The sequence below is a fragment of the Rahnella sp. BCC 1045 genome (assembly GCF_019049615.1).
Classification (GTDB): Bacteria; Pseudomonadota; Gammaproteobacteria; order Enterobacterales; family Enterobacteriaceae; genus Rahnella; species Rahnella contaminans.
This window is the reverse complement of record NZ_JAFMOZ010000124.1, coordinates 72,543-94,715: the sequence shown is the minus strand read 5'-3', so window position 1 is coordinate 94,715 and position 22,173 is coordinate 72,543. Positions and strand designations below refer to the sequence as shown.

Sequence of the window (22,173 nt, the reverse complement as noted above, 5' to 3'; positions counted from 1 at the left end):
AGACATCGGCGTAAATACAATATCCTCCTGCGTGATTTCACAATACTGTCACATTCAGACTCCCTTACCCCCAATTTTCCTCCTGAGGGCTTCTTCCTCTCATTTTTGTTCTCCTTATGAAATTATTGTTTATTAATCATAAGGTTATATGCAATTAATTTTATACCTCTTTGGGAGTATCTGGCGTTATGTAAATAAATACATGACGCGAAGGCGTTGATCGCAATCAAGTAGGCGCGCGTGTGGGGTGCATACCCTGAGGCCAACGTGAGCAATGAAGTTGTATTCCCCGCCATTCACATAATGACAAAGCGCCACAGGCCTTTGCACAGGAGAGTCCCGGATGAGCAAGTTTCTTGACCGGTTTCGCTATTTCAAACAGCTAGCTGAACCTTTCGCTGACGGCCATGGCCAGACGCTGAATACCAATCGTGACTGGGAAGACGGCTACCGCAGCCGCTGGCAGCACGACAAAGTGGTCCGTTCCACGCACGGTGTTAACTGCACCGGTTCATGCAGCTGGAAGATTTACGTCAAAAACGGTCTGGTTACCTGGGAAACCCAGCAGACCGACTATCCGCGCACCCGTCCGGACTTGCCGAACCACGAGCCGCGTGGTTGCCCGCGTGGTGCCAGTTATTCCTGGTATCTCTACAGCGCAAACCGCCTGAAATATCCGCTGATGCGCAAAAAGCTGATCCAGTTATGGCGTGAAGCCAAACTGAAACACAGCGATCCGGTCGATGCCTGGGGTTCGATTATTAATCAGCCGGAGAAAGCCAAAGAATATAAAGCCGCACGTGGTCGCGGCGGTTTTGTCCGTTCGAGCTGGCAGGAAGTGAATGAACTGATTGCGGCCTCTAACGTTTATACCGCCAAGACTTTCGGGCCAGACCGTATTATCGGTTTCTCGCCCATTCCGGCGATGTCGATGGTGTCCTACGCGTCCGGCGCACGTTATCTGTCGCTGATCGGCGGCGTGTGTCTGAGCTTTTACGACTGGTATTGCGATTTGCCACCGGCTTCTCCGCAAACCTGGGGTGAGCAGACCGACGTGCCGGAATCGGCCGACTGGTACAACTCTTCTTATATTATCGCCTGGGGTTCGAACGTTCCGCAGACCCGTACGCCGGACGCCCATTTCTTTACCGAAGTGCGCTACAAAGGCACCAAAACGGTCGCCATAACGCCGGATTACGCCGAAATCGCCAAGATTTGCGACCAGTGGCTGGCACCGAAACAAGGCACCGACAGCGCGCTGGCGCTGGCAATGGGCCATGTGATCCTCAAATCCTTCCATATCGATAATCCGAGCCAGTACTTCACCGACTACGTGCGTCGTTACACCGATATGCCGATGCTGGTGATGCTTGAACCGCGTGAAGACGGTTCGTATGCCGCAGGCCGAATGCTGCGTGCGTCTGATCTGGTGGACAACCTCGGTCAGGAAAATAACCCGCAGTGGAAAACCATCGCCTTTGACGAAAACACTGGCGAGCTGGTGTCTCCGTTAGGTTCCATCGGTTACCGCTGGGGCGAAAAGGGCCAGTGGAATCTGGAGTCCCGCGAAGGGAAAGAACACAAAGACGTCAGCCTGAAGCTGAGCCTGCTTGATAATCACGATGAAGTGGTCAATGTCGGTTATCCGTACTTCGGCGGCGCGGTCAGCGAGCATTTCAACAGCGTGGCGCTGGATGAAATCCTGATGCACAAACTGCCGGTGAAACGCCTGCAACTGGCCGACGGCAGCACCGGTCTGGTCGCCAGTGTTTACGACCTTACGCTGGCGAACTACGGCATTGAACGCGGCCTGAATGATGAAAACTGCGCGCAAAGCTTTGACGAAATTAAAGCCTATACGCCAGCCTGGGCCGAGAAAATCACCGGCGTTTCGCAGCAAAACATCGTGCGTATCGCGCATGAATTTGCTGATAACGCCAACAAAACGCATGGCCGTTCGATGATCATCGTCGGCGCCGGGATGAACCACTGGTATCACCTCGACATGAACTACCGCGGCCTGATCAACATGCTGATCTTCTGCGGCTGTGTGGGGCAGAGCGGTGGTGGCTGGGCTCACTACGTCGGACAGGAAAAACTGCGTCCGCAAACCGGCTGGCAGCCGCTGGCGTTTGGCCTTGACTGGCAGCGTCCGCCACGCCACATGAACAGCACCTCGTTCTTCTATAACCATTCCAGCCAGTGGCGTTATGAAACCGTCGCGCCGCAGGAACTGTTATCCCCGCTGGCGGATAAATCCAAATTCACCGGCAGCATGATTGATTTCAACGTGCGCGCCGAACGTATGGGCTGGTTGCCGTCTGCGCCGCAGCTCAACATTAACCCGCTGCACATCGCGGAACAGGCGAAAGCCGCCGGTCAGTCTCCGGCAGATTTCACCGTCGCAGCCCTGAAAGACGGCAGCGTGCGTTTCGCCGCGGAACAACCGGACAACCCGCAGAACTTCCCGCGTAACCTGTTCGTCTGGCGCTCCAACCTGCTGGGTTCTTCCGGTAAAGGCCACGAGTACATGCTGAAATATCTGCTGGGCACCGAACACGGTATTCAGGGAGAAGATTTGGGCATTCAGGGCGGCGTGATGCCGGAAGAAGTCGAATGGCAGGCGCAGGGCGGTGAAGGCAAACTGGATCTGGTGGTGACGCTTGATTTCCGTATGTCCAGCACCTGTCTGTATTCCGACATCGTTCTGCCGACCGCGACCTGGTATGAAAAAGACGACATGAATACCTCGGATATGCATCCGTTTATTCATCCGCTGTCTGCCGCTGTGGATCCGGCGTGGGATTCGAAAAGCGACTGGGAAATCTACAAAGGCATTGCCAGAGAATTCTCACGGGTTTGCGTCGGGCATCTTGGCGTGGAAACCGATGTGGTGACGTTGCCAATCCAGCACGATTCTGCCGCCGAACTGGCGCAGCCGCTGGGCGTGGAAGACTGGAAAAAGGGCGAATGCGACCTGATCCCGGGACGCACCGCGCCGCATCTGATGACCGTTGAACGTGATTATCCGAATACCTATGAACGTTTCACCTCAGTCGGGCCATTGCTGGAAAAACTCGGTAACGGCGGTAAAGGCATCAGCTGGAACACTGACAGCGAAGTCGATTTACTGAAAAAGCTGAACTACACCAAGCCGGATGGCACCGCTAAAGGCCAGCCGATGATCAACTCCGCGATTGATGCGGCGGAAGTCATCCTGACGCTGGCACCGGAAACCAACGGTCAGGTGGCGGTGAAAGCCTGGGCGGCGCTGAGTGAAAATACCGGCCGCGACCATACGCATCTGGCGCTCAATAAAGAAGACGAGAAAATCCGTTTCCGCGATATTCAGGCTCAGCCGCGCAAAATCATCTCCAGCCCGACCTGGTCAGGTCTGGAAGACGAACACGTTTCTTACAACGCCTGTTACACCAACGTGCATGAGCTGATCCCGTGGCGCACGCTGTCTGGCCGTCAGCAGCTTTATCAGGATCACGCGTGGATGCGTGCTTTCGGTGAAAGCCTGCTGGTGTACCGTCCGCCAATCGACACCCGCGCGGCGCAGCCGTTGCTGAATGCGAAGCCAAACGGCAACCCGGAGATGGCGCTGAACTTCCTGACGCCACACCAGAAATGGGGCATTCACTCCACCTACAGCGACAACCTGCTGATGCTGACCTTAGGCCGCGGCGGCCCGATTGTCTGGCTCAGTGAAGACGATGCCACAAAACTGGGCATCGAAGATAACGACTGGATCGAAGCTTTCAACGCCAACGGCTCGCTGAGCGCCCGTGCGGTGGTCAGCCAGCGCGTACCGGCGGGGATGACCATGATGTATCACGCGCAGGAACGCATCGTGAATATTCCGGGCTCAGAAATCAGCCAGCAGCGCGGCGGTATTCACAACTCGGTGACCCGCGTTTGCCCGAAACCGACCCACATGATCGGCGGTTACGCGCAGCTGTCTTACGGTTTCAACTATTACGGCACCGTCGGTTCTAACCGTGATGAGTTCGTGATTGTCCGCAAAATGAACCGCATCGACTGGTTAGATGATGAAGGTAACGACTACGTGCAGGGCGTGGCGTCACAGGAGAAAGCCAAATGAAAATTCGTTCACAAGTCGGCATGGTGCTGAATCTCGACAAATGCATTGGCTGCCACACCTGTTCCGTGACCTGTAAAAACGTCTGGACCAGCCGCGAAGGGATGGAATACGCGTGGTTCAATAACGTGGAAACCAAACCGGGTCTGGGTTATCCGCACGACTGGGAAAATCAGGAAAAATGGAAGGGCGGCTGGATCCGCAAAATCAACGGCAAACTGCAGCCGCGCATGGGTAACAAAGCCAATCTGCTGCATAAAATCTTCGCTAACCCGCACATGCCGGAAATCGATGATTACTACGAACCGTTTGATTTTGATTATCAGCATCTGCACACCGCGAAAGACGGCAAACATCAGCCGGTAGCCCGTCCGCGCTCGCTGCTGACCGGCAAGCGCATGAAGAAAATTACCGGTGGCCCGAACTGGGAAGACGATCTGGGCACGGAGTTCAGCAAACGTTCTGCCGATCAGAACTTCGCCAATATGCAAAAAGAGATGTACGGCGAGTTTGAAAACACTTTCATGGCATACCTGCCGCGTCTGTGCGAACACTGCCTGAATCCGGCGTGTGTGGCGACCTGTCCGAGCGGTGCGATTTATAAACGCGGCGAAGACGGCATCGTACTGATCGACCAGGACAAATGCCGCGGCTGGCGTATGTGCCTGACCGGTTGTCCGTACAAGAAAATCTACTTCAACTGGAAAAGCGGCAAGTCAGAAAAATGTATTTTCTGCTATCCGCGCATCGAAGCCGGCCAGCCAACGGTCTGTTCCGAAACCTGCGTGGGTCGTATCCGCTATCTCGGCGTGGTGTTGTATGACGCCGACCGTATCGCCGAAGCGGCATCAGTCGAAAACGATAAAGACTTGTACGAAAGCCAGATGAGCATCTTCCTCGATCCGAACGACCCGGAAGTGATCGCGCAGGCTGAAAAGGACGGCATTCCGCTTTCTGTGATGGACGCTGCGCGTCAGTCGCCGGTTTACAAAATGGCGATTGAATGGAAGCTGGCGCTGCCGCTGCATCCTGAATACCGCACGCTGCCAATGGTCTGGTACGTGCCGCCGCTGTCTCCGATTCAGTCCGCAGCCGACGCCGGTGCTTTGCCGCACAGCGGCGTGTTGCCGGATGTCGAGAGCCTGCGCATTCCGGTGCAATATCTGGCGAACCTGCTGACCGCGGGCGACACCGCGCCGGTGCTGCGTGCGCTGAAACGTATGCTGGCGATGCGTCACTTCAAACGTGCTGAAACGGTGGAAGGCGTTACGGACACCAGCGCGCTGGAACAGGTCGGGTTGTCTGCGGCGCAGGCCGAAGAAATGTACCGCTATCTGGCGATTGCCAACTACGAAGACCGTTTCGTGGTGCCTTCCAGCCACCGTGAACAGGCCCGGGAAGCGTTTCCGGAAGCCAAAGGCTGTGGTTTCAGCTTCGGAGACGGTTGTCACGGCAGCGATACCAAATTCAACCTTTTCAACAGCAAACGCATTGATGCCATCGACATCGGCGCGAAAACAGAAAGGAAAGGCTAATGAACAGTTTACGCATCATCGGCCTGCTGCTCGATTATCCTTCTGAAGATCTCTGGAACCATAAGATGGAGCTTCTCGAGGCGGTCACACAGTCAGCAGAACTGAACTCAGAGCAGCGTCTGGATCTGGCGCTGTACATCACGGATTTCTGCCAGAAAGATTTACTCGACGCGCAGTCGGCGTACACCGGTTTGTTTGACCGTGGCCGCGCGACATCGCTGCTGTTGTTTGAACACGTTCACGGCGAATCCCGTGACCGCGGGCAGGCCATGGTCGATCTGATGGAGCAATACCGTGAAGCCGGGCTGGAAATTGACAGCCGCGAGCTGCCGGATTACCTGCCGCTGTATCTGGAATACCTCACCACGCGTGATGAAGCTCAGGCGCGCGAAGGGTTGCGGGATATCGCGCCTATTCTGGCCTTGCTCAGTGCCCGTTTGCAGGAACGCGACAGCCATTACGCCGAACTGTTTGATTTACTGCTGGCGCTGTCCGGCAGTGATATCGCCACCGAAACCGTGCGCGAAGGGATCAAACAGGAAGCCCGTGATGACACACCGGCTGCGCTGGACGCGGTCTGGGAAGAGGAACAAATCAAATTCCTCGGTGAGCAAAGTTGTGCGTCGGGTGAAGAAGCCGCGCATCAGAAACGCTTTGCCGGTGCGGTTGCACCACAGTATCTGAACCTTGATGAAATGCCTGCGGGGGAACCACGCAAATGACCGACTTCCTCAACAACTTCTTTTTCAATATTTACCCGTACCTGTGCGGCACGGTATTTCTGGTCGGCAGCTGGCTGCGTTACGACTACGGCCAGTACAGCTGGCGCGCCGGTTCCAGTCAGATCCTTGAGAAAAAGATCCTGCGCATCGCTTCGCCGCTGTTCCACGTCGGTATTCTCGGCATTATCGCCGGTCATGCCTTCGGGATGCTGACACCGCACTGGATGTACGAATCCTTCCTGCCGGTGCCGGTAAAACAGCAAATGGCGATGATTGCCGGGGGTGCCTGCGGGGTGATGACGCTGGTCGGTGGCGGTATGTTGCTGTGGCGTCGTCTGAGCAACGAGCGCGTGCGTGCCTCGTCCAGCTTTGGTGACATCATGATTATCGCGCTGCTGGTTATCCAGTGTGCCCTGGGATTGAGTACTATTCCGTTCTCTGCGCAGCATATGGACGGCAGCGAAATGATGAAACTGGTCGGCTGGGCGCAGTCTGTGGTGACTTTCCACGGCGGTGCGGCAGCCCATCTGGATGGCGTGGCGTTAATCTTCCGCGTGCATCTGGTGCTTGGGATGACCTTATTCCTGCTGTTTCCGTTCTGCCGTCTGGTGCATATCTGGAGCGCGCCGGTGGAATATCTTACCCGTCGCTACCAGCTGGTTCGCAACCGCCGCTGAAAACCGGCTGAAGTTGTGAGCAGTCTGTTTTGACATAAAAATCAGGGGCGCTATTATGCGCCCTTATCATTATTTTTTTGCTCAAGGACGCACTGATGGCCACTCCAAGACAACCTATGACTGTCGCCCGTCGTTTATTACGCAACAGCCTGATTTTACTGGTAATCGGCGTTGTCGCCACGCTTCACGGCCTGATTGTGGGCAGCCCTGAAACCCCGCCGGGTGAAATGGCACCGCAGCTGATGCTCGGCATCTGGTTCATCTTTATTGGTGTGGTGATGGCGCTGATCAGCTGGCTTGTGATCCGCAATAAAAAGAAGAAAGGCGAAATGTGACACCTTCGGGTGACTTTCTGAAAAGCGCTCAACGGAGCGCTTTTTTTATGCGCCGGACACCAGAAACCTGCGTTACGTCAACATCGCCTGCTCAGTTTTCACGCAGTTTATTCCTGTGACTCAGGTAAGCTAATAAAAATCCTATTTCAATTTGGCCAGGAAAAATAACATGACCAGAACGGTATACCTCAACGGGGAGTTTGTTGCCGAGCAGGATGCGAAGGTGTCTGTCTTTGATCGCGGTTTCTTATTTGCGGATGCGGTGTATGAAGTGAGCGCCGTCCTGAATGGCCGGTTGCTGGATAACGCCGCGCATCTCGCCCGGCTGGCGCGTTCGTGTCAGGCGCTAGATCTGCGGCTACCTTGCGCACCAGGAGAAATCGAAATCCTGCAAAACCGGCTTATCGCCGAAAATAATTTGCGCGAAGGGGCGGTTTATCTGCAAATAAGCCGTGGCAACAGCGGCGACCGTGACTTTGATTTTCCCGGCGAAACTGTCAGCCCGACTTTCCTGATGTTCACGCAGGCCCGTCCGCTGATTCATCACCCGAAATCCCAAACCGGCATCCGTATGGTTTCCGTGGATGACATCCGCTGGCAGCGTCGCGACATTAAAACCGTCGGTTTGTTAGCTCCGTGCCTCGCCAAAGAGTACGCGCATAAACACGATGCGGACGACGCGCTGCTGGTCGAAAACGGTCTGATCACCGAAGCCAGTTCCAGCAATGCCTGGATCGTTGATGCCGGGGGCACGCTCATCACCCGTCCGCTGAGCACCCATATCCTGCACGGGATCACGCGTCGGGCGCTGCTCGAACTGGCCAAACAAAACGATCTGCGATTCGAAGAACGTCCGTTCACGCTGGAAGAGGCGCAGTCTGCGCGGGAGATTTTCATCAGTTCGGCCACCACCTTTATCTGGCCGGTGGTGAGCCTGAACGGGAAGGCGATCGGAGATGGGAAACCGGGGGATATTACCGCGAAATTGCGGGAGATATATGTTCGGATGGCGGTTGAGGTAACCGGGGGAGTTGGGCGTTAACTTCAACTTCAACTTCAACTTCAAGGTCGTGGGCGTCGGCGTCGGCCCACACCGACCAAAGACCCGTTAACGCGCGGGTCTCTGGACTCTGCGCTTTTTTAACTGTGTGCTATCGCCAGGTCGACGGACGTGTTCTGTTATTCCGGCGTGTGGCGCGAAATCTTGCCGCTGCGCGGTGCCTTCCCTGCGGGCTTCGAGCCTTGCGGACTCGAACCCTCGGTCAGCAAAATTTCTGAGCGCGCCAGATTGCCTTTTCTAAAAGATTAAGGCCAGCCTGATTTTGAATTTAAATAAGCCTCTGGTCGGTTCCGGCGCGAAAAGCCATGTGATCACCGCCCGTGAGAAACCGAAATTTTCTCGATCCCGATTAAGCCTTCACCGCAAGTGAAAAACTGAAACGTTCTCACTCCGTTGGGCCCGTTTGGGCGGCGGGCCCATGAACATCACTCTTCCCCCAAGGGCAGTTGATTCCTCTTCATTCCCTCGATCCCGATCAGCATCTGATACAACGGCGCTATGCGCAGAAAATCAGCCCTTAAAATCCCCACCAGTTCACTGCTCAACACCGGCTCCATATCCCTATGGGAACTCATCAGCGCAAAGGATTTTTTGTTGTACCAGGCCGCCAGCGCCGGATCCTGATCTTTAATCAGCGGGCGTTTATAACTGTCGCCTTCGATGGTGAAATTCGGCTCGATGCATTTCGCCATTTCCAGAAACTCTGCGGGCTTTTTCAGAAGCTGCTGGCGGAAAAGGTCCATCGTGGTTTTTGACGCGCTGTAATAACCCAACCCGTAACGCCACCAGTCCTGACCGAATTCAAAGAAGTACACCGGCGCATCGGTCCAGTTTTTGCGGGAACGCTTGAAGGTCAGCCACAAATTGCAGCGGTAGACTGACTTATCGTGAGAAAAACGCGTATCGCGGTGCATTCTGGAAATGGTTTTGCCAATCGCCGGACGCGTTTCAAACAAATCATCAATGATGACCATATCCTGACTCAAATCTTCGACCAGCTTGCGCATCGGTTCGAGAAGATGTTCCTGATAAATATCACGATTTTCGTCAAACCACTCTTTATTGTTGTTCTGGCGAAGCGCCTGCAGGAAGTTCAGGCCAGACTGCGTAAAACCGGTAAATTCTCCCATGACGTGCCCTTATTCTTTCGCAATGATTGTTTACTGTGTATTTAAACAGTATCCCCGATTTTTTTAACCAGATCAAAAGAGAATGCCGGTTTGCCTGGAACGCGTCTCACACGCAGGCACATAAAATTCTCTGATTGATAACAATTTTCATCTAGACTGGTCGCTTCGCCTTTACAGGCTGGTAATCTTAATTAGAGGATGCATGATGCTCCGCCGTTTTTTCTCTTATTACGCGCCTTATAAAAAACTGTTCTTCCTCGACTTCGGATGCGCAATCCTCGCCGGATTGCTGGAACTGGGTTTTCCGATGGCGATCAAAACTTTCATTGATAAGCTTCTGCCTGCTCATGATTGGGTGCTGATCATCGGCGCGACAGTCGGCTTGTTGCTGATCTACCTGTTTAACACCGCGCTGATGGCGATTGTGAACTACTGGGGCCACGCGCTGGGCGTCGGGATTGAAACTGACATGCGCCGTCAGGCTTTCAGCCATTTACAGAAACTCTCTTTCCGTTATTACGACAATACCAAAACCGGCCATATCATTACGCATGTGACCAAAGATCTGGAAGAGGTCGGGGAAGTCGCGCACCACGGGCCGGAAGACGTGTTTATTGCGGTGATGACTTTCATTGGTGCCTTTATTCTGATGGCTACCGTGCATATGCAACTGGCGCTGATGACCATCATTATTGTGCCCGCGATGACCTGGATGGTCAGCCGTTACGGGGCGCAAATGACAGAAACCTGGCGGCGGCTGTTCGGGCAGGTGGGGAATTTCAACGCCCGTATAGAAGAAAGCATCGGCGGTATCCGCGTGGTGAAAGCCTTCGCCAACGAAGAACATGAGCAAAAACTGTTCGCGCATGACAACGATAAATACCGGACGACGAAGCTGAAAGCCTATCAGATCATGACTGCCAGCCTGACGCTGAGTTATCTGAGTACGCGTCTGGTCCAGCTGATCGTGATGGTCGCGGGCACCTGGTACGTGATCAATGACCAACTGACTTACGGCGGTTTCGTGGGTTTCCTGCTGCTGGTGGAAGTGTTCTTCCGCCCGGTGGCGAAAATCAGCTCAGTTCTGGAAAGCTATCCGAAAGGCATTGCCGGTTTTAAACGCTTCACGCAGTTGATCGATACGGCGCCGGATATCGTTGATCGTCCGGACGCGCAGGTCGTCAGCCATCTGCGCGGCGACATTCATTATGACAATGTGGTGTTCGGTTATACGCCTGCCAGCAAAATTCTGAACGGGATCACTCTGTCGATTAATGCCGGTGAAACGCTGGCGTTTGTCGGGCCGTCCGGTGCAGGGAAAACCACGCTGTGCTCGCTGCTCCCTCGTTTCTATGAAATTGACAGCGGCAGCATCACGATCGATGGCATCGACATCCGTGATATGACGCAAACCTCGCTGCGCCACAACATCGGCATTGTGCAGCAGGACGTCTTCCTGTTTGGCGGCACAATCCGTGAGAATATTGCTTATGGCAAGCTGGATGCCAGCGAAGAAGAAATCCGTCTGGCCGCCAGCCGTGCGCGCCTTGATGATGTGATTGACGCGCTGCCGCTGGGGATGGACACGGTGATCGGTGAGCGGGGTGTTAAACTGTCAGGCGGCCAGAAACAGCGGCTTTCCATTGCCCGCATCTTCCTCAAGAATCCGCCGATCCTGATCCTGGATGAAGCGACCTCCGCGCTGGATACCGCAACTGAACAGGCCATTCAGCAATCGCTGGCCGAGCTTTCCGAAGGGCGAACCACGCTGGTCATCGCGCACCGCCTGGCGACGATCCAGAATGCCGACCGCATTATCGTGGTTGACAAAGAAGGCATCGTCGAGCAGGGCACACACGAATCTCTGCTGTCCCTCCGGGGGCGCTATGCACAACTTCACGCCGCGCAGTTTCGTTAATTAGCGGCCCCCTCCTTTATAGAGAGGAGGGGGCAAAGAGGTATTACTCATCCTTTGTTGTACAAACCTGCAAATTCCTCCTCCCTTGAGACGACTTCCCTTCGCAGCAAAACAGTAATCACAATTTACAAAGCCCGTTTTGAATAAAAAAAGCACAATACGGTCACGAAGGAATACACATTTTTGTTCAATTCAATCACCCGCGAAATTATTTTTAGATTCAATTTGGCTTTATTTCTCTCAGGTCATTTATTAAAAGTTCGAATGCAGATGAAATTGCGTAGTACAAAAATTTTATGGTCGCATTTTCTATTTATTTGCTAATGAACTTATCAATAAAATAATTACCATGCTATGCACTATTTAAATGCACTACTCATTTTCCTATTGTGAATTCATTAACGATTGTTAACAGTAAAAAACCTTTTGAGAAAGGTGATCCCGCTTGCAACTGCTTTACAAAAGTAAACCTTAAATGCACCAAAATAAGGCGTCGCACTATAACGGTGCAAAATGTTATGCGAAAACCGCATATAATCAGGGGGTTAGAGACTTATAATAGAAATATTTAGTTACATATCTTTACTCAAAAAAGACTTAGTGTGGCGAACTTTTCCATTTTAACTTTTTGTGCTCAGTGTTAAGGTTCAAATCGTTTTACAGACAGACGCATTTAAAAACATGTACAAATACTCAGAGCCCGATATTCAGATATTTAAATAAAGCGGGTATGAGAAATCCTTTATAAAAAATCAAGGAATCTTAAATAATGATGAAGCGCAGTGTGTTGGCCTTAGCGGTCTCTTTAATTGCAGTGGGAACTACCGCAAACGCAACCGAAATCTATAACAAAGATGGTAATAAACTGGACCTTTACGGTCGCGTAACCGCTAAGCATTATTTCTCTGATGACGCTGGTTCTGATGGCGACATGACTTATGTTCGTCTGGGCTTTAAAGGCGAAACACAAATTAATGACACACTGACCGGTTATGGCCAGTGGGAATATAACGTTCAGGCTAACCACGCTGAAAGCCAGGGCACGACCGGTACTAAAACCCGTCTGGGCTTTGCAGGTCTGAAAGTTAAAGATTTCGGTTCTATCGACTTCGGCCGTAACTACGGTGTGGTTTATGACGCACTGGGCTTCACCGATATGCTGCCAGAGTTTGGTGGTGATACTGCTAACTCCGACAACTTCATGGTTGGCCGTGCTAACAGCCTCGCAACTTACCGTAACCAGGACTTCTTCGGTCTGGTGACTGGCCTGAACGTGGCCCTGCAATATCAGGCGAAGAACGAAAACGATGGCCGTGCTAACAACAAAGGCAACGGCGACGGTTACGGCGCATCTATCGATTATGAAGATATCGCAGGTTCCGGTATCGGTGCTGTTATCGCAGGTTCTTCTTCTGACCGTACCAATGGCCAGACTAACTCTCAAATCGGTGGCGGCGATAAAGCTTCTGCATGGGCGACTGGCCTGAAATACGATGCAAACCAGGTTTACCTGGCAGCAATGTATAACGAAACCCGCAACCAGGCGCCGATCACTGTTAACGGCACTGCCGGCTATGCAAACAAAACTCAGGGTTATGAGTTAGTTGCACAGTACCAGTTCGAAAACGGTCTGCGTCCGTCAATCGGTTACGTTCAGTCTAAAGCGAAAGATGTTGAAGGCGTGGGCGATGCTGACCTGGTCAAATACTTCGAAATCGGTGCGACTTACTACTTCAACAAAAACATGTACACCTATGTTGACTACATGATCAACCAGATCGATGACAACAACAAACTGGGCGTAAGCTCTGACGACATCGTTGCTGTTGCACTGACTTACCGCTTCTAAGTTAGTGAACAAAATTATTACCCCATTCTGTGTCTGAAAAAGGTAATCGCAAAGGCAGAGTTCATTGGCTCTGCCTTTTTTTATTGCTGTTTTTCCGTGAATTCCCCGTACTCAGTTTATTTTTCCTCTCTCCCTTTACGTCATAAATAACCCCATAAATTCAATAAACTGAGCCCTATAGCCTGAGGTTATACCCCAGCGCTAAACAAGTATTCGCCGGGTTGTGTCGCCCGTGGAATAGTGACCTCCGGCCTGACTTAAAAACATTCTAAAATTCATTTCCGGAGAAACTGACATGCAGCAAATACCCAAGCCTTATCTGTTATTCCTGGGCGATGTGATGGATCCGCTGGCGGCGAAAACGGCGCGCGGGATACACGTCTGGCGCCCTGAAGCGTGCGTCGGGCAAATTCGTCTGGCGACTGACTCTGTCTCCCTCGGGCTGCCGGATCTGGATATCGACACAGCGGTGGCGCAGGGCGCAAAAACCATGGTGCTGGGTACGGCGAATTCGGGCGGAAAATTACCGGCGCACTGGATTGATTCCATTAAAACGGCGATCCGCGCCGGGCTGAACGTGGCGAACGGTTTGCATCAGGGACTGAACGATATTCCTGAGCTGGTGGAACTGGCCGCTGAGCATAACGTGCAGCTGTTCGATGTTCGCCATATGCAGCCTGAGCTGGATACCGGTACCGGTAAGAAGCGCAGCGGTAAACGTATTCTGACCGTCGGCACGGACTGTTCCGTCGGCAAAATGTATACCTCGCTGGCGCTCGAATCTGCCATGCGTGAACTGGATTTGAAAGCCGATTTCCGCGCAACCGGCCAGACCGGCGTGCTGGTGGCCGGTGCGGGTATTGCGATTGATGCTGTGATTGCTGACTTTATTTCCGGTGCGGTTGAAGCGCTGGCACCCGCCAATGACGACGATCACTGGGACATCATTGAAGGGCAGGGTTCGCTTTATCATCCGTCATTTGCAGGCGTCAGCATGGGCCTGATCCACGGCGCGCAGGCGCATTTGCTGGTGATGTGTCATGAACTTGGCCGCCCGCACATGCGCCATCTGCCGCATCAGTTTATGCCGACGCTGCGCCAGTGCCTGGACACCAATCTGGCGGCGGCCAGCCTCACCAGCCCGGACGTCAGAATTGCCGGTTTCTCGCTGAACACGTCTGCCGTGAGTGAAGAAGAAGCCAAAATCGCGCTGGCCGAAATCAGTGAAGAATTCGGCGTTCCGGCGACCGATCCGGTGCGTTTCGGCATCAAAAACATCGCACAATGGATCAGGGATAACGGCTGATGACTCAGATGACTTTCCTGTCAGCCGAACTGCCGCTGGCTAAGCCTTTTGCGATTTCACGCGGCACCCGCACCGCGGTGACGGTAGTACGTGTGACCCTGACGGACGGTGAATTTACCGCAACCGGCGAATGCACGCCCACCGCGCATTATCAGGAATCCCCGCAAAGCGTTTGCGAACAGCTGGATTTGATCCGTCCGCGGGTTGAAGAGGGGCTGACCCGTGAAGCGTTGCAGGAAGTGATGCCGATCGGCTCGGCGCGCAATGCCCTCGACTGTGCAATGTGGCGTCTGGATGCGGCAAAACAGGGCAAAACCTTGTGGCAACTGCTTGATATGCCGAAGCCTGTTTCGGTGATTACGGCAGAAACGCTGAGCCTGGATTCTCTGGAAAACATGGCGAAAGCGGCCGGGATTGCCGTGGCCGGTGGCGCGCAGTTGCTGAAAATCAAACTCGATCGTGAGCAGATTATCGAGAAAGTGGCGGCTATCCGCGCCGCAGCACCGCTGGCGACGCTGGTCGTGGATGCCAACGAAGCCTGGCAGGGTTTAGATCTCGGCAGCCTGTTTCAGGCACTGCACGAATTTAACGTGGCGATGATTGAACAACCGCTTCCGGCAGGCAATGACAAAGATCTGGTGCGTTGTTTGCATCCCATTCCTGTCTGCGCCGACGAAAGCTGTCACGAACGTTCGGATATCGCCGGTCTGCACGACCGTTACGAGATGATCAACATCAAACTCGATAAGTGCGGCGGGCTGACCGAAGCGCTGGCGATGACCGAAGAAGCCCGCCGTCTGGGATTGCGGATTATGGTCGGCTGCATGCTCGGTTCTTCTATTGCCATGGAAGCCGCGCTGCCGGTGGCGGTTCAGGCCGAACGTGTCGATCTGGATGGCCCGATCTGGCTGGCGCAGGACGCTGAACCGGCATTGCGCTACGAGAACGGCGAAGTCTGGTTGTAATTTTGCCCTTATTTAAAGGAGACGTTTTTTGATTAATGAACAGCCATCGCCAATCTTGCAGATTAACGATTTGTCGGTCACGTTTTCCGGCCGTCAGGGCAAAACTCCGGCGCTGAAGGGCGTTTCCTTTTCTATTAATAAAGGTGAAGTCGTCGCCGTGGTCGGCGAAAGCGGCTCCGGTAAATCTGTCACGTCGCTCAGCGTGATGGGCCTGTTGCCGGATTCCGCCCATATCAACGGCGGCAGCGTGAATTTTTTCGGGCGCGACGGCACACGCCACGCGCTCAATTCCCTTTCGGCAGAATCGCGGCGCAAACTGCGTGGCCGCGAAATGTCGATGATCTTTCAGGAACCGATGACGTCGCTCAACCCGGTATTACGGGTCGGCGATCAGCTCACGGAAGGGCTGATTGACCACGGGATGGCGACCAAAGCCAATGCACTGACCAAAGCCCGCGAACTGCTTAAACAGGTGCGTATCCCCGACGTTGAACGCATTCTCAAATGTTATCCCCACGAACTTTCCGGCGGTATGCGTCAGCGCGTCATGATTGCGCAGGCGCTGGCCTGCGATCCGGCATTGCTGATTGCCGACGAACCCACCACTGCGCTGGATGTCACCGTGCAGGCGCGCATTCTGCAAATTCTGCGTGACCTGCAACAGGGCACCGACATGTCTGTCCTCTTTATTACGCATGATATGGGCGTTGTCGCCGAAATTGCCGACCGCGTGGTAGTGATGTATCAGGGCAACGTGGTGGAACAGGGCAGCGTGATCGAAATTTTTGCCCATGCGCAGCACCCTTATACCCGCGCGCTGCTGGCTGCCGTGCCGAAACTGGGCGACATGCGCGGGCTCAAATGGCCTCGCCGTTTTCCGCTGCTCAGCGCGCCTAAAAATGAGGCAAATAAGCAATCGATTGCAGGTGATGGAGCTCACGTTTCAGTCGCCGACGGCGATCAGAAAACCGCGAATTACGACGCGCCGCCGCTGCTGGATGTGCGCGGGCTGCGGGTCTGCTATCCGATCCGTTCCGGCGTGCTGTCGCGTGTGACCAAAGAAGTTCACGCCGTTGAGCAAATTGATTTTTCAATCTGGCCGGGCGAAACGCTGGCGCTGGTCGGCGAAAGTGGCTGTGGAAAATCCACCACCGGGCGAGCGATTTTGCGTCTGGTCGGCAGCGAATCTGAAAGCATTCATCTGGAAGGCAAAGAAATCACGCTGATGCGCGACACGCCGTTTCAGGCCGTCCGCCGTCAGATCCAGATGGTGTTTCAGGATCCCTATGCCTCGCTGAACCCGCGTCTGACCGTCGGTTTTTCTATTGCGGAGCCTTTATTACTGCACGGCCTGAAAAAATCACTGGCAGATGCCACGCCGGTGGTAAATCAGCTGCTGAAAAGCGTCGGGCTGGATCCCTCTTTTGCGCGCCGCTATCCCCATGAATTCTCCGGCGGCCAGCGGCAGCGTATTGCCATCGCGCGCGCGATGGCGTTGCAGCCGCAGGTAATTATTGCTGACGAAGCGGTGTCGGCGCTGGATGTTTCTATTCAGGCGCAGGTGGTGAATCTGATGATGGATTTACAGCGCGACACCGGCGTGGCGTGGCTGTTTATCTCGCACGATATGGCAGTGGTGGAACGCATCGCCAACCGGGTTGCGGTGATGTACAGCGGGCAGATTGTGGAGATTGGTCCGCGAGATGCTGTGTTTAGCAATCCTCAACATTCATACACCCGTCGCCTGCTCAGTTCGGTGCCGGTGGCGGATCCGACGCTGCGTGCATTGCGCAATTTTGATGATGTGGAAGTGAAATCGCCGGTGCATCCGGCCGGTGTACAGATAGAAAAACTCAGGTACAGCCAGGTTTCGCCGCACCACTGGGTGGCTGAACAACAGGCATAACGTTAATTTTTTCTTTTTTGGAATACACAGGAGAAGTTCATGCACTCAACGTTCCTACGTAAAAGCCTGCTGGCCGCAGGGCTGGCGCTGTGTTTTGCCGCCTCTGCTCAGGCGAAAGATCTGCGCATTTCCATGTATGCCGACGTGACCGGTTTTGACCCGCACGACACCACGGATACGCTGAGTTATTCCATTCAGAGCGGCATTTTTGAACGTCTGTTCCAGTTCGATAACAAAATGGCCGTCGTGCCGGTGCTGGCGACCGATTACACCAGTAACAGCGACGCCACAGAATTTACTATTAACCTGCGTCACGACGTGACCTTCCAGGATGGCACGCCGTTTAACGCCGATGCGGTGAAAGCAAACCTCGATCGCCTGGCGAATCCGGCCAATCATCTTAAGCGTAACTCTCTGTTCAGCATGATTAAATCGGTAGATGTGGTCAGTCCGTATCAGGTCAAAATCACGCTGAATAAACCGTTCGGCGCGATGATCAACACGCTGGCGCACCCGTCTGCGGTGATGCACAGCCCGGCATCGCTGAAACAGTATCCGAATGAGCAGGATCTGAGCGTGCATCCGGTCGGTACCGGTCCGTTTAAATTTGTCGAATGGCAGCAGGGCAAAGACGTCAAACTGGTGAAATACGATAACTACTGGCAGAAAGGCTGGCCGAAAGTCGATTCCGTGACGCTTTACCCGACGCCGGAAGATTCCACGCAGGTAGCAAAACTGAAATCGGGCGGCGTGGATGCGGTGTATCCGCTGCCGTCTGATCTGGTGGAAACCGTGAAAAGTGATCCTAAACTCGATATCGCACAGGATCCGGGCATCTACCTGTATTACATCGCCTTCAACACGCAGAAAAAAGAGTTCTCTGACGTGCGCGTCCGTCAGGCGATTAACTACGCCATCGACCGTAATCTCTGGCTGAAAGTAGGCTTCGCCGGTTTAGGTTCGCCGTCCACGTCGCCGCTGCCGAAAAACGTTCAGTTCTACCAGAAGCAAACTACGCCGGATTACAGCTACAACATCGCCAAAGCAAAAGAGCTGATGAAAGAAGCCGGGTATGAAAAGGGCTTCGACGTGGAAATGTGGAGTTCCAACAAGACCGACCGTATCCGCAGTGCGCAGTTCCTGAAACAGCAACTCTCACTGATTGGCGTGCGTGTGAAACTGGTGCCGATGGACGCCGGAACCCTGACACAGCGTCTGTGGAGTACGCCGAAACCGGCAGATGCGAAAGTTGAAATGTATTACGGCGCATGGTCGGCCTCGACGGGTGATGCTGACTGGGCGCTGCGTCCGCTGTTCGCGACCGAATCGTGGATCCCGTCGGCGTACAACGTGTCGTACTACAGCAATAAACAGGTCGATGCGGCGATCACCGCCGGGCTGCAAACCGCCGACGTTGAAAAACGTAAAGCGGCCTATGCCGATGCGCAGAAACTGCTGTGGGCCGATGCGCCGATGGCGTATCTGGGCGTACCGGACAATCTGGTCGGTAAGAGCAAAGCGTTGTCCGGCGTCTACATGCTGGCCGACGGTTCTCTGATTTTCAATCAGGCACAGTTTAAGTAACAGAGGTGCTGTTTTACTCCCTCCTTTTTATCGGGAGGGAGTTTACTGAATTCAGGGGATCCCTTTTATGCTGACCTATTTTCTCCGCCGGATATTGGAAATGATCCCCGTTTTACTGGTGGTGTCGTTACTGGTTTTCGGCTTTATCAAGCTGCTGCCGGGGGATCCTGCGCGTATTTACGCCGGTCAGGATGCGCCGATTGAGGCGGTTGAGTCAGCGCGGCAACTGCTTGGTCTGAACGATCCGTTGCCTGCGCAGTACTGGCACTGGCTGAACGGCATGATACATGGCGATCTGGGCACGACATACCGCACGCGTCAGCCGGTGTTAAGCGTGATTGAAAGCGGATTTATGCCCACGCTGCTGCTGGCGCTGGCGGGTTTCGCCTGGTCGGTAGTTTTGGGGCTGGTGATTGGCGTGGTCTCGGCGCTGAAACGCGGCAAATGGCAGGACTGGGCGCTGATGAGTATGGCGGTCGGCGGGATTTCCATGCCGCCGTTCTGGCTCGGATTGCTGCTGATTCAGTTTGTTGCCATGCCGTTTGGGCTGTTTGCCGTCAGTGGTTTTAACCAGCCAACTGACATCATTTTACCGGCGATTACGCTTGGTTCTTCGGTCGCAGCGGTCATGGCGCGTTTCACCCGTTCGGCGTTTCTCGATGTCGCGCAGGAAGATTACGTACGTACTGCCAACGCCAAAGGCTTACGGGCGCGGCGGGTGACCTGGAAACACATCATGCGCAATGCGCTGATCCCGATACTCACCATGCTCGGCTTGCAGTTTGGCTTCCTGCTGGGCGGTTCAATTATTGTCGAAAGCGTCTTCAGCTGGCCGGGGCTGGGCTGGTTACTGATCGAATCCATCAAAACGCAGGATCAGCCGGTTATTCAGGCGCTGGTGATGCTGTTTGTGTTTGAATTTATTCTGATTAATCTGCTGGTGGACCTGCTTTATGCGGTGGTTAACCCGGCGATTCGTCTGCGCTAGGAGCTGTAAATGACCGAACCTGTCTCAGTGCCTGGAGAAAACCAACCGGCAGCGGTTGCCCCGCACAGTGATGATATCCGCTCGCCATGGTACGACTTTTTTCAGACGTTTATCCGTCATCCGATGGCGCTGGTGTCCGGCGGATTTATTCTGCTGCTGATCCTGGTGGCCATTTTTGCGCCGTGGCTCGCGCCTTATGATCCGATGACGCCTGACTGGATGGCGCTGGGCGTCGGCCCGACGCCGGAACACTGGTTTGGCACCGATGATTTAGGCCGCGATGTGCTCAGCCGCATTATTTATGGCGCACGGATTTCCCTCTACGTCGGCATTTTCTCGGTCACGCTGGGCATGATTGCCGGTGTTTTGCTCGGGTTACTGGCAGGCTATTATGGCCGCTGGGCCGACATGCTGATCATGCGCGGATCCGACGTTCTGTTTGCGTTTCCCGGTATGTTGCTGGCGATAGCCGTTGTCGCCATTCTCGGCCCCGGCCTGAATAACGTGATTATCGCCGTGGCGGTGTTCAGCGTACCGGTTTTCGCCCGCATCGTGCGCGCGGCAACATTATCCATCAAACAAAGTGCATACGTAGAAGCGGTGCGCTGCGTCGGTGCGCCTGACCGCGTGGTGATTTTGCGCCACATTCTGCCGGGCACGCTGTCGAATGTGATTGTCTATTTTACAATGCGTATCGGCACCAGCATTCTCACCGCCGCCAGCCTGAGTTTTATCGGTCTGGGACCTGAGCCGGACGTGCCGGAGTGGGGGAACATTCTTGCGATGAGCCGTAACATGATGATGGCGGGCAAATGGAATGTCAGCGTTTTCCCCGGTCTGGCGATATTCCTCACGGTTCTGGCGTTTAATTTGCTCGGCGACGCGCTGCGTGACACGCTCGATCCTAAACTGAAGAAGTAATTTCTGACTGAACTCATGACATGAAACGGAAGACTGATGCACCCGCAAGATAATGAAGATGAATTCACGCAGCAGGCGCTGGCGGCCTTGCTGCAACGCTGGCGCAAAACGCGTCAGATCTTCCACCCGCGTTTTCCCTGCGGGCCGGCCAATTCCATCACCGACGTCGCGGGCGTGACCGTCGGCCACAGCACGCTGGCGGCAGGGGATATCCAGACCGGCGTCACCGCGATTGTGCCACCGGGCGATAATCTTTATGAATACCCGTTGCCGTGCGGTGCGGCGGTGTTGAATGGTTTTGCCAAACCGATGGGGCTGATCCAGATAATGGAACTGGGCGAACTGCAAACACCGGTTCTGCTCAGCAATACCTTCGCCACCGGCACCCTGTTCAACGCGCTGGTGAAACGCAGTTGCGAAAAGTTTCCGCAAATTGGCCGACCGGAGGCGACCATTAATCCGGTGATCCTCGAATGTAATGACTTCTATCTTAACGATATTCAGGCGATGGCGGTCAGTGAAGACGACGCGCTGACCGCACTCGACGGCGCGACAAAAGCATTCGCCCGTGGCAGCGTGGGAGCAGGGCGTGGCATGAGCAGTTTCGGCCTGAAGGGCGGGATTGGCTCGGCGTCGCGCTGGTGTGAAGAGCTTAACGCAACGCTCGGCGTACTGGTGCTGGCGAATTTTGGCAAGTTGTCCGAACTGACCCTCGACGGCGTGCGCGTCGGGGACGCCATCGCGCATATCCATCCACAACTTGCTCCGCAGGTAGACGCCGGTTCCATCATTATCATCATGGCTTGCGACCGTTATCTCGACAGCCGCCAGCTCGGACGGATCGCTAAACGCGCCGGTGCCGGGTTAGGGCGTCTGGGCAGCTACTGGGGCCACGGTTCGGGTGATATCGCGCTGGCATTTTCAACAAAACGTGACGGTGTCACGTTGACGGATGCAAAATTAGAACCACTGCTGGCGTGCGCGGCAGATGCTACAGAACACGCTATTATTGATGCCTTACTGAATGCAGAAACCGTCTGCGGATTCGACGGACATTACCGGCTGGGGCTGAGTTATCTCCTTGATAATCTGGCAAAGTAGTCGTTTGCAAAACCCCCTCCCGACCTCACCTTTACAGGGAGAGGAGCAAATAAACTGAAAGGGAACCCATT

Annotated in this window: 16 protein-coding genes; 15 read left to right on the top strand and 1 reads right to left on the bottom strand. The window is 54.3% G+C overall.

Annotated elements, in window-relative coordinates:
• Positions 1 to 343: 343 nt before the first annotated feature.
• The 6 genes from J1782_RS11765 (at position 344) to J1782_RS11740 (ending at position 8,416) form a co-directional block, all read left to right on the top strand.
• Positions 344 to 4,108: a nitrate reductase subunit alpha gene (locus J1782_RS11765; protein ID WP_217153200.1), complete on the top strand. Its 3,765-nt coding sequence runs from the start codon at positions 344 to 346 to the stop codon at positions 4,106 to 4,108.
• Positions 4,105 to 5,640 carry a nitrate reductase subunit beta gene (narH, locus tag J1782_RS11760; protein ID WP_152327015.1) on the top strand — a complete coding sequence of 512 codons (1,536 nt, stop codon included), beginning with the start codon at positions 4,105 to 4,107 and terminating at the stop codon, positions 5,638 to 5,640. The genes J1782_RS11765 and narH overlap by 4 nt, the downstream gene beginning before the upstream one ends.
• Positions 5,640 to 6,362, top strand: coding sequence for a nitrate reductase molybdenum cofactor assembly chaperone (gene narJ / locus J1782_RS11755; protein ID WP_165057839.1), 723 nt, complete (start codon positions 5,640 to 5,642; stop codon positions 6,360 to 6,362). The genes narH and narJ overlap by 1 nt, the downstream gene beginning before the upstream one ends.
• On the top strand, positions 6,359 to 7,039 hold the full coding sequence (narI, locus tag J1782_RS11750) for a respiratory nitrate reductase subunit gamma (protein WP_217153199.1): 681 nt from the start codon (positions 6,359 to 6,361) through the stop codon (positions 7,037 to 7,039). Before narJ ends, narI begins: the two co-directional genes overlap by 4 nt.
• Before the next feature lie 95 nt (positions 7,040 to 7,134).
• Positions 7,135 to 7,374, top strand: coding sequence for a hypothetical protein (locus J1782_RS11745; RefSeq protein WP_152327018.1), 240 nt, complete (start codon positions 7,135 to 7,137; stop codon positions 7,372 to 7,374).
• A 169-nt stretch (positions 7,375 to 7,543) separates the two neighbouring features.
• Positions 7,544 to 8,416, top strand: a complete 873-nt coding sequence (locus tag J1782_RS11740; protein WP_217153198.1) for a D-amino-acid transaminase — start codon at positions 7,544 to 7,546, stop codon at positions 8,414 to 8,416.
• A 443-nt stretch (positions 8,417 to 8,859) separates the two neighbouring features.
• On the opposite strand, the gene J1782_RS11735 is transcribed toward J1782_RS11740, so the two are convergent.
• Complete coding sequence (locus J1782_RS11735; protein WP_152327020.1) at positions 8,860 to 9,564, bottom strand: DUF2461 domain-containing protein; 705 nt, start codon at positions 9,562 to 9,564, stop codon at positions 8,860 to 8,862.
• A 205-nt stretch (positions 9,565 to 9,769) separates the two neighbouring features.
• Here J1782_RS11735 and J1782_RS11730 point away from each other — a divergent pair, with 205 nt between their 5' ends.
• The 9 genes from J1782_RS11730 (at position 9,770) to J1782_RS11690 (ending at position 22,102) form a co-directional block, all read left to right on the top strand.
• Complete coding sequence (locus tag J1782_RS11730; protein WP_208952010.1) at positions 9,770 to 11,482, top strand: ABC transporter ATP-binding protein; 1,713 nt, start codon at positions 9,770 to 9,772, stop codon at positions 11,480 to 11,482.
• A gap of 769 nt (positions 11,483 to 12,251) precedes the next feature.
• Entirely contained in the window at positions 12,252 to 13,331 is a 1,080-nt protein-coding gene (locus J1782_RS11725) for a porin (RefSeq protein ID WP_152327021.1), read from the top strand.
• A 295-nt stretch (positions 13,332 to 13,626) separates the two neighbouring features.
• Entirely contained in the window at positions 13,627 to 14,637 is a 1,011-nt protein-coding gene (gene dgcN / locus J1782_RS11720; protein ID WP_152327022.1) for an N-acetyltransferase DgcN, read from the top strand.
• Positions 14,637 to 15,602, top strand: coding sequence for an N-acetyl-D-Glu racemase DgcA (dgcA, locus tag J1782_RS11715; protein WP_152327023.1), 966 nt, complete (start codon positions 14,637 to 14,639; stop codon positions 15,600 to 15,602). Before dgcN ends, dgcA begins: the two co-directional genes overlap by 1 nt.
• A gap of 28 nt (positions 15,603 to 15,630) precedes the next feature.
• Complete coding sequence (locus J1782_RS11710; protein ID WP_217153197.1) at positions 15,631 to 17,508, top strand: ABC transporter ATP-binding protein; 1,878 nt, start codon at positions 15,631 to 15,633, stop codon at positions 17,506 to 17,508.
• A gap of 39 nt (positions 17,509 to 17,547) precedes the next feature.
• On the top strand, positions 17,548 to 19,092 hold the full coding sequence (locus tag J1782_RS11705; protein ID WP_165057831.1) for a glutathione ABC transporter substrate-binding protein: 1,545 nt from the start codon (positions 17,548 to 17,550) through the stop codon (positions 19,090 to 19,092).
• A gap of 67 nt (positions 19,093 to 19,159) precedes the next feature.
• Complete coding sequence (locus tag J1782_RS11700; RefSeq protein ID WP_152327025.1) at positions 19,160 to 20,080, top strand: ABC transporter permease subunit; 921 nt, start codon at positions 19,160 to 19,162, stop codon at positions 20,078 to 20,080.
• 9 nt (positions 20,081 to 20,089) lie between these two features.
• Entirely contained in the window at positions 20,090 to 21,001 is a 912-nt protein-coding gene (locus J1782_RS11695) for an ABC transporter permease subunit (protein ID WP_165057829.1), read from the top strand.
• A 36-nt stretch (positions 21,002 to 21,037) separates the two neighbouring features.
• A complete protein-coding gene (locus J1782_RS11690; RefSeq protein ID WP_217153196.1) occupies positions 21,038 to 22,102 on the top strand; it encodes a P1 family peptidase in 1,065 nt (354 codons plus the stop codon).
• Positions 22,103 to 22,173 lie beyond the last annotated feature (71 nt).

What these genes read in the sequence shown, in the direction of transcription:
- J1782_RS11765 (WP_217153200.1), top strand. Translation starts at nt 344, where the DNA reads ATGAGCAAGTTTCTTGACCGGTTTCGCTATTTCAAACAGCTAGCTGAA.
- narH (WP_152327015.1), top strand. Translation starts at nt 4,105, where the DNA reads ATGAAAATTCGTTCACAAGTCGGCATGGTGCTGAATCTCGACAAATGC.
- narJ (WP_165057839.1), top strand. Translation starts at nt 5,640, where the DNA reads ATGAACAGTTTACGCATCATCGGCCTGCTGCTCGATTATCCTTCTGAA.
- narI (WP_217153199.1), top strand. Translation starts at nt 6,359, where the DNA reads ATGACCGACTTCCTCAACAACTTCTTTTTCAATATTTACCCGTACCTG.
- J1782_RS11745 (WP_152327018.1), top strand. Translation starts at nt 7,135, where the DNA reads ATGGCCACTCCAAGACAACCTATGACTGTCGCCCGTCGTTTATTACGC.
- J1782_RS11740 (WP_217153198.1), top strand. Translation starts at nt 7,544, where the DNA reads ATGACCAGAACGGTATACCTCAACGGGGAGTTTGTTGCCGAGCAGGAT.
- J1782_RS11735 (WP_152327020.1), bottom strand. Translation starts at nt 9,564, where the DNA reads ATGGGAGAATTTACCGGTTTTACGCAGTCTGGCCTGAACTTCCTGCAG.
- J1782_RS11730 (WP_208952010.1), top strand. Translation starts at nt 9,770, where the DNA reads ATGCTCCGCCGTTTTTTCTCTTATTACGCGCCTTATAAAAAACTGTTC.
- J1782_RS11725 (WP_152327021.1), top strand. Translation starts at nt 12,252, where the DNA reads ATGATGAAGCGCAGTGTGTTGGCCTTAGCGGTCTCTTTAATTGCAGTG.
- dgcN (WP_152327022.1), top strand. Translation starts at nt 13,627, where the DNA reads ATGCAGCAAATACCCAAGCCTTATCTGTTATTCCTGGGCGATGTGATG.
- dgcA (WP_152327023.1), top strand. Translation starts at nt 14,637, where the DNA reads ATGACTCAGATGACTTTCCTGTCAGCCGAACTGCCGCTGGCTAAGCCT.
- J1782_RS11705 (WP_165057831.1), top strand. Translation starts at nt 17,548, where the DNA reads ATGCACTCAACGTTCCTACGTAAAAGCCTGCTGGCCGCAGGGCTGGCG.
- J1782_RS11700 (WP_152327025.1), top strand. Translation starts at nt 19,160, where the DNA reads ATGCTGACCTATTTTCTCCGCCGGATATTGGAAATGATCCCCGTTTTA.
- J1782_RS11695 (WP_165057829.1), top strand. Translation starts at nt 20,090, where the DNA reads ATGACCGAACCTGTCTCAGTGCCTGGAGAAAACCAACCGGCAGCGGTT.
- J1782_RS11690 (WP_217153196.1), top strand. Translation starts at nt 21,038, where the DNA reads ATGCACCCGCAAGATAATGAAGATGAATTCACGCAGCAGGCGCTGGCG.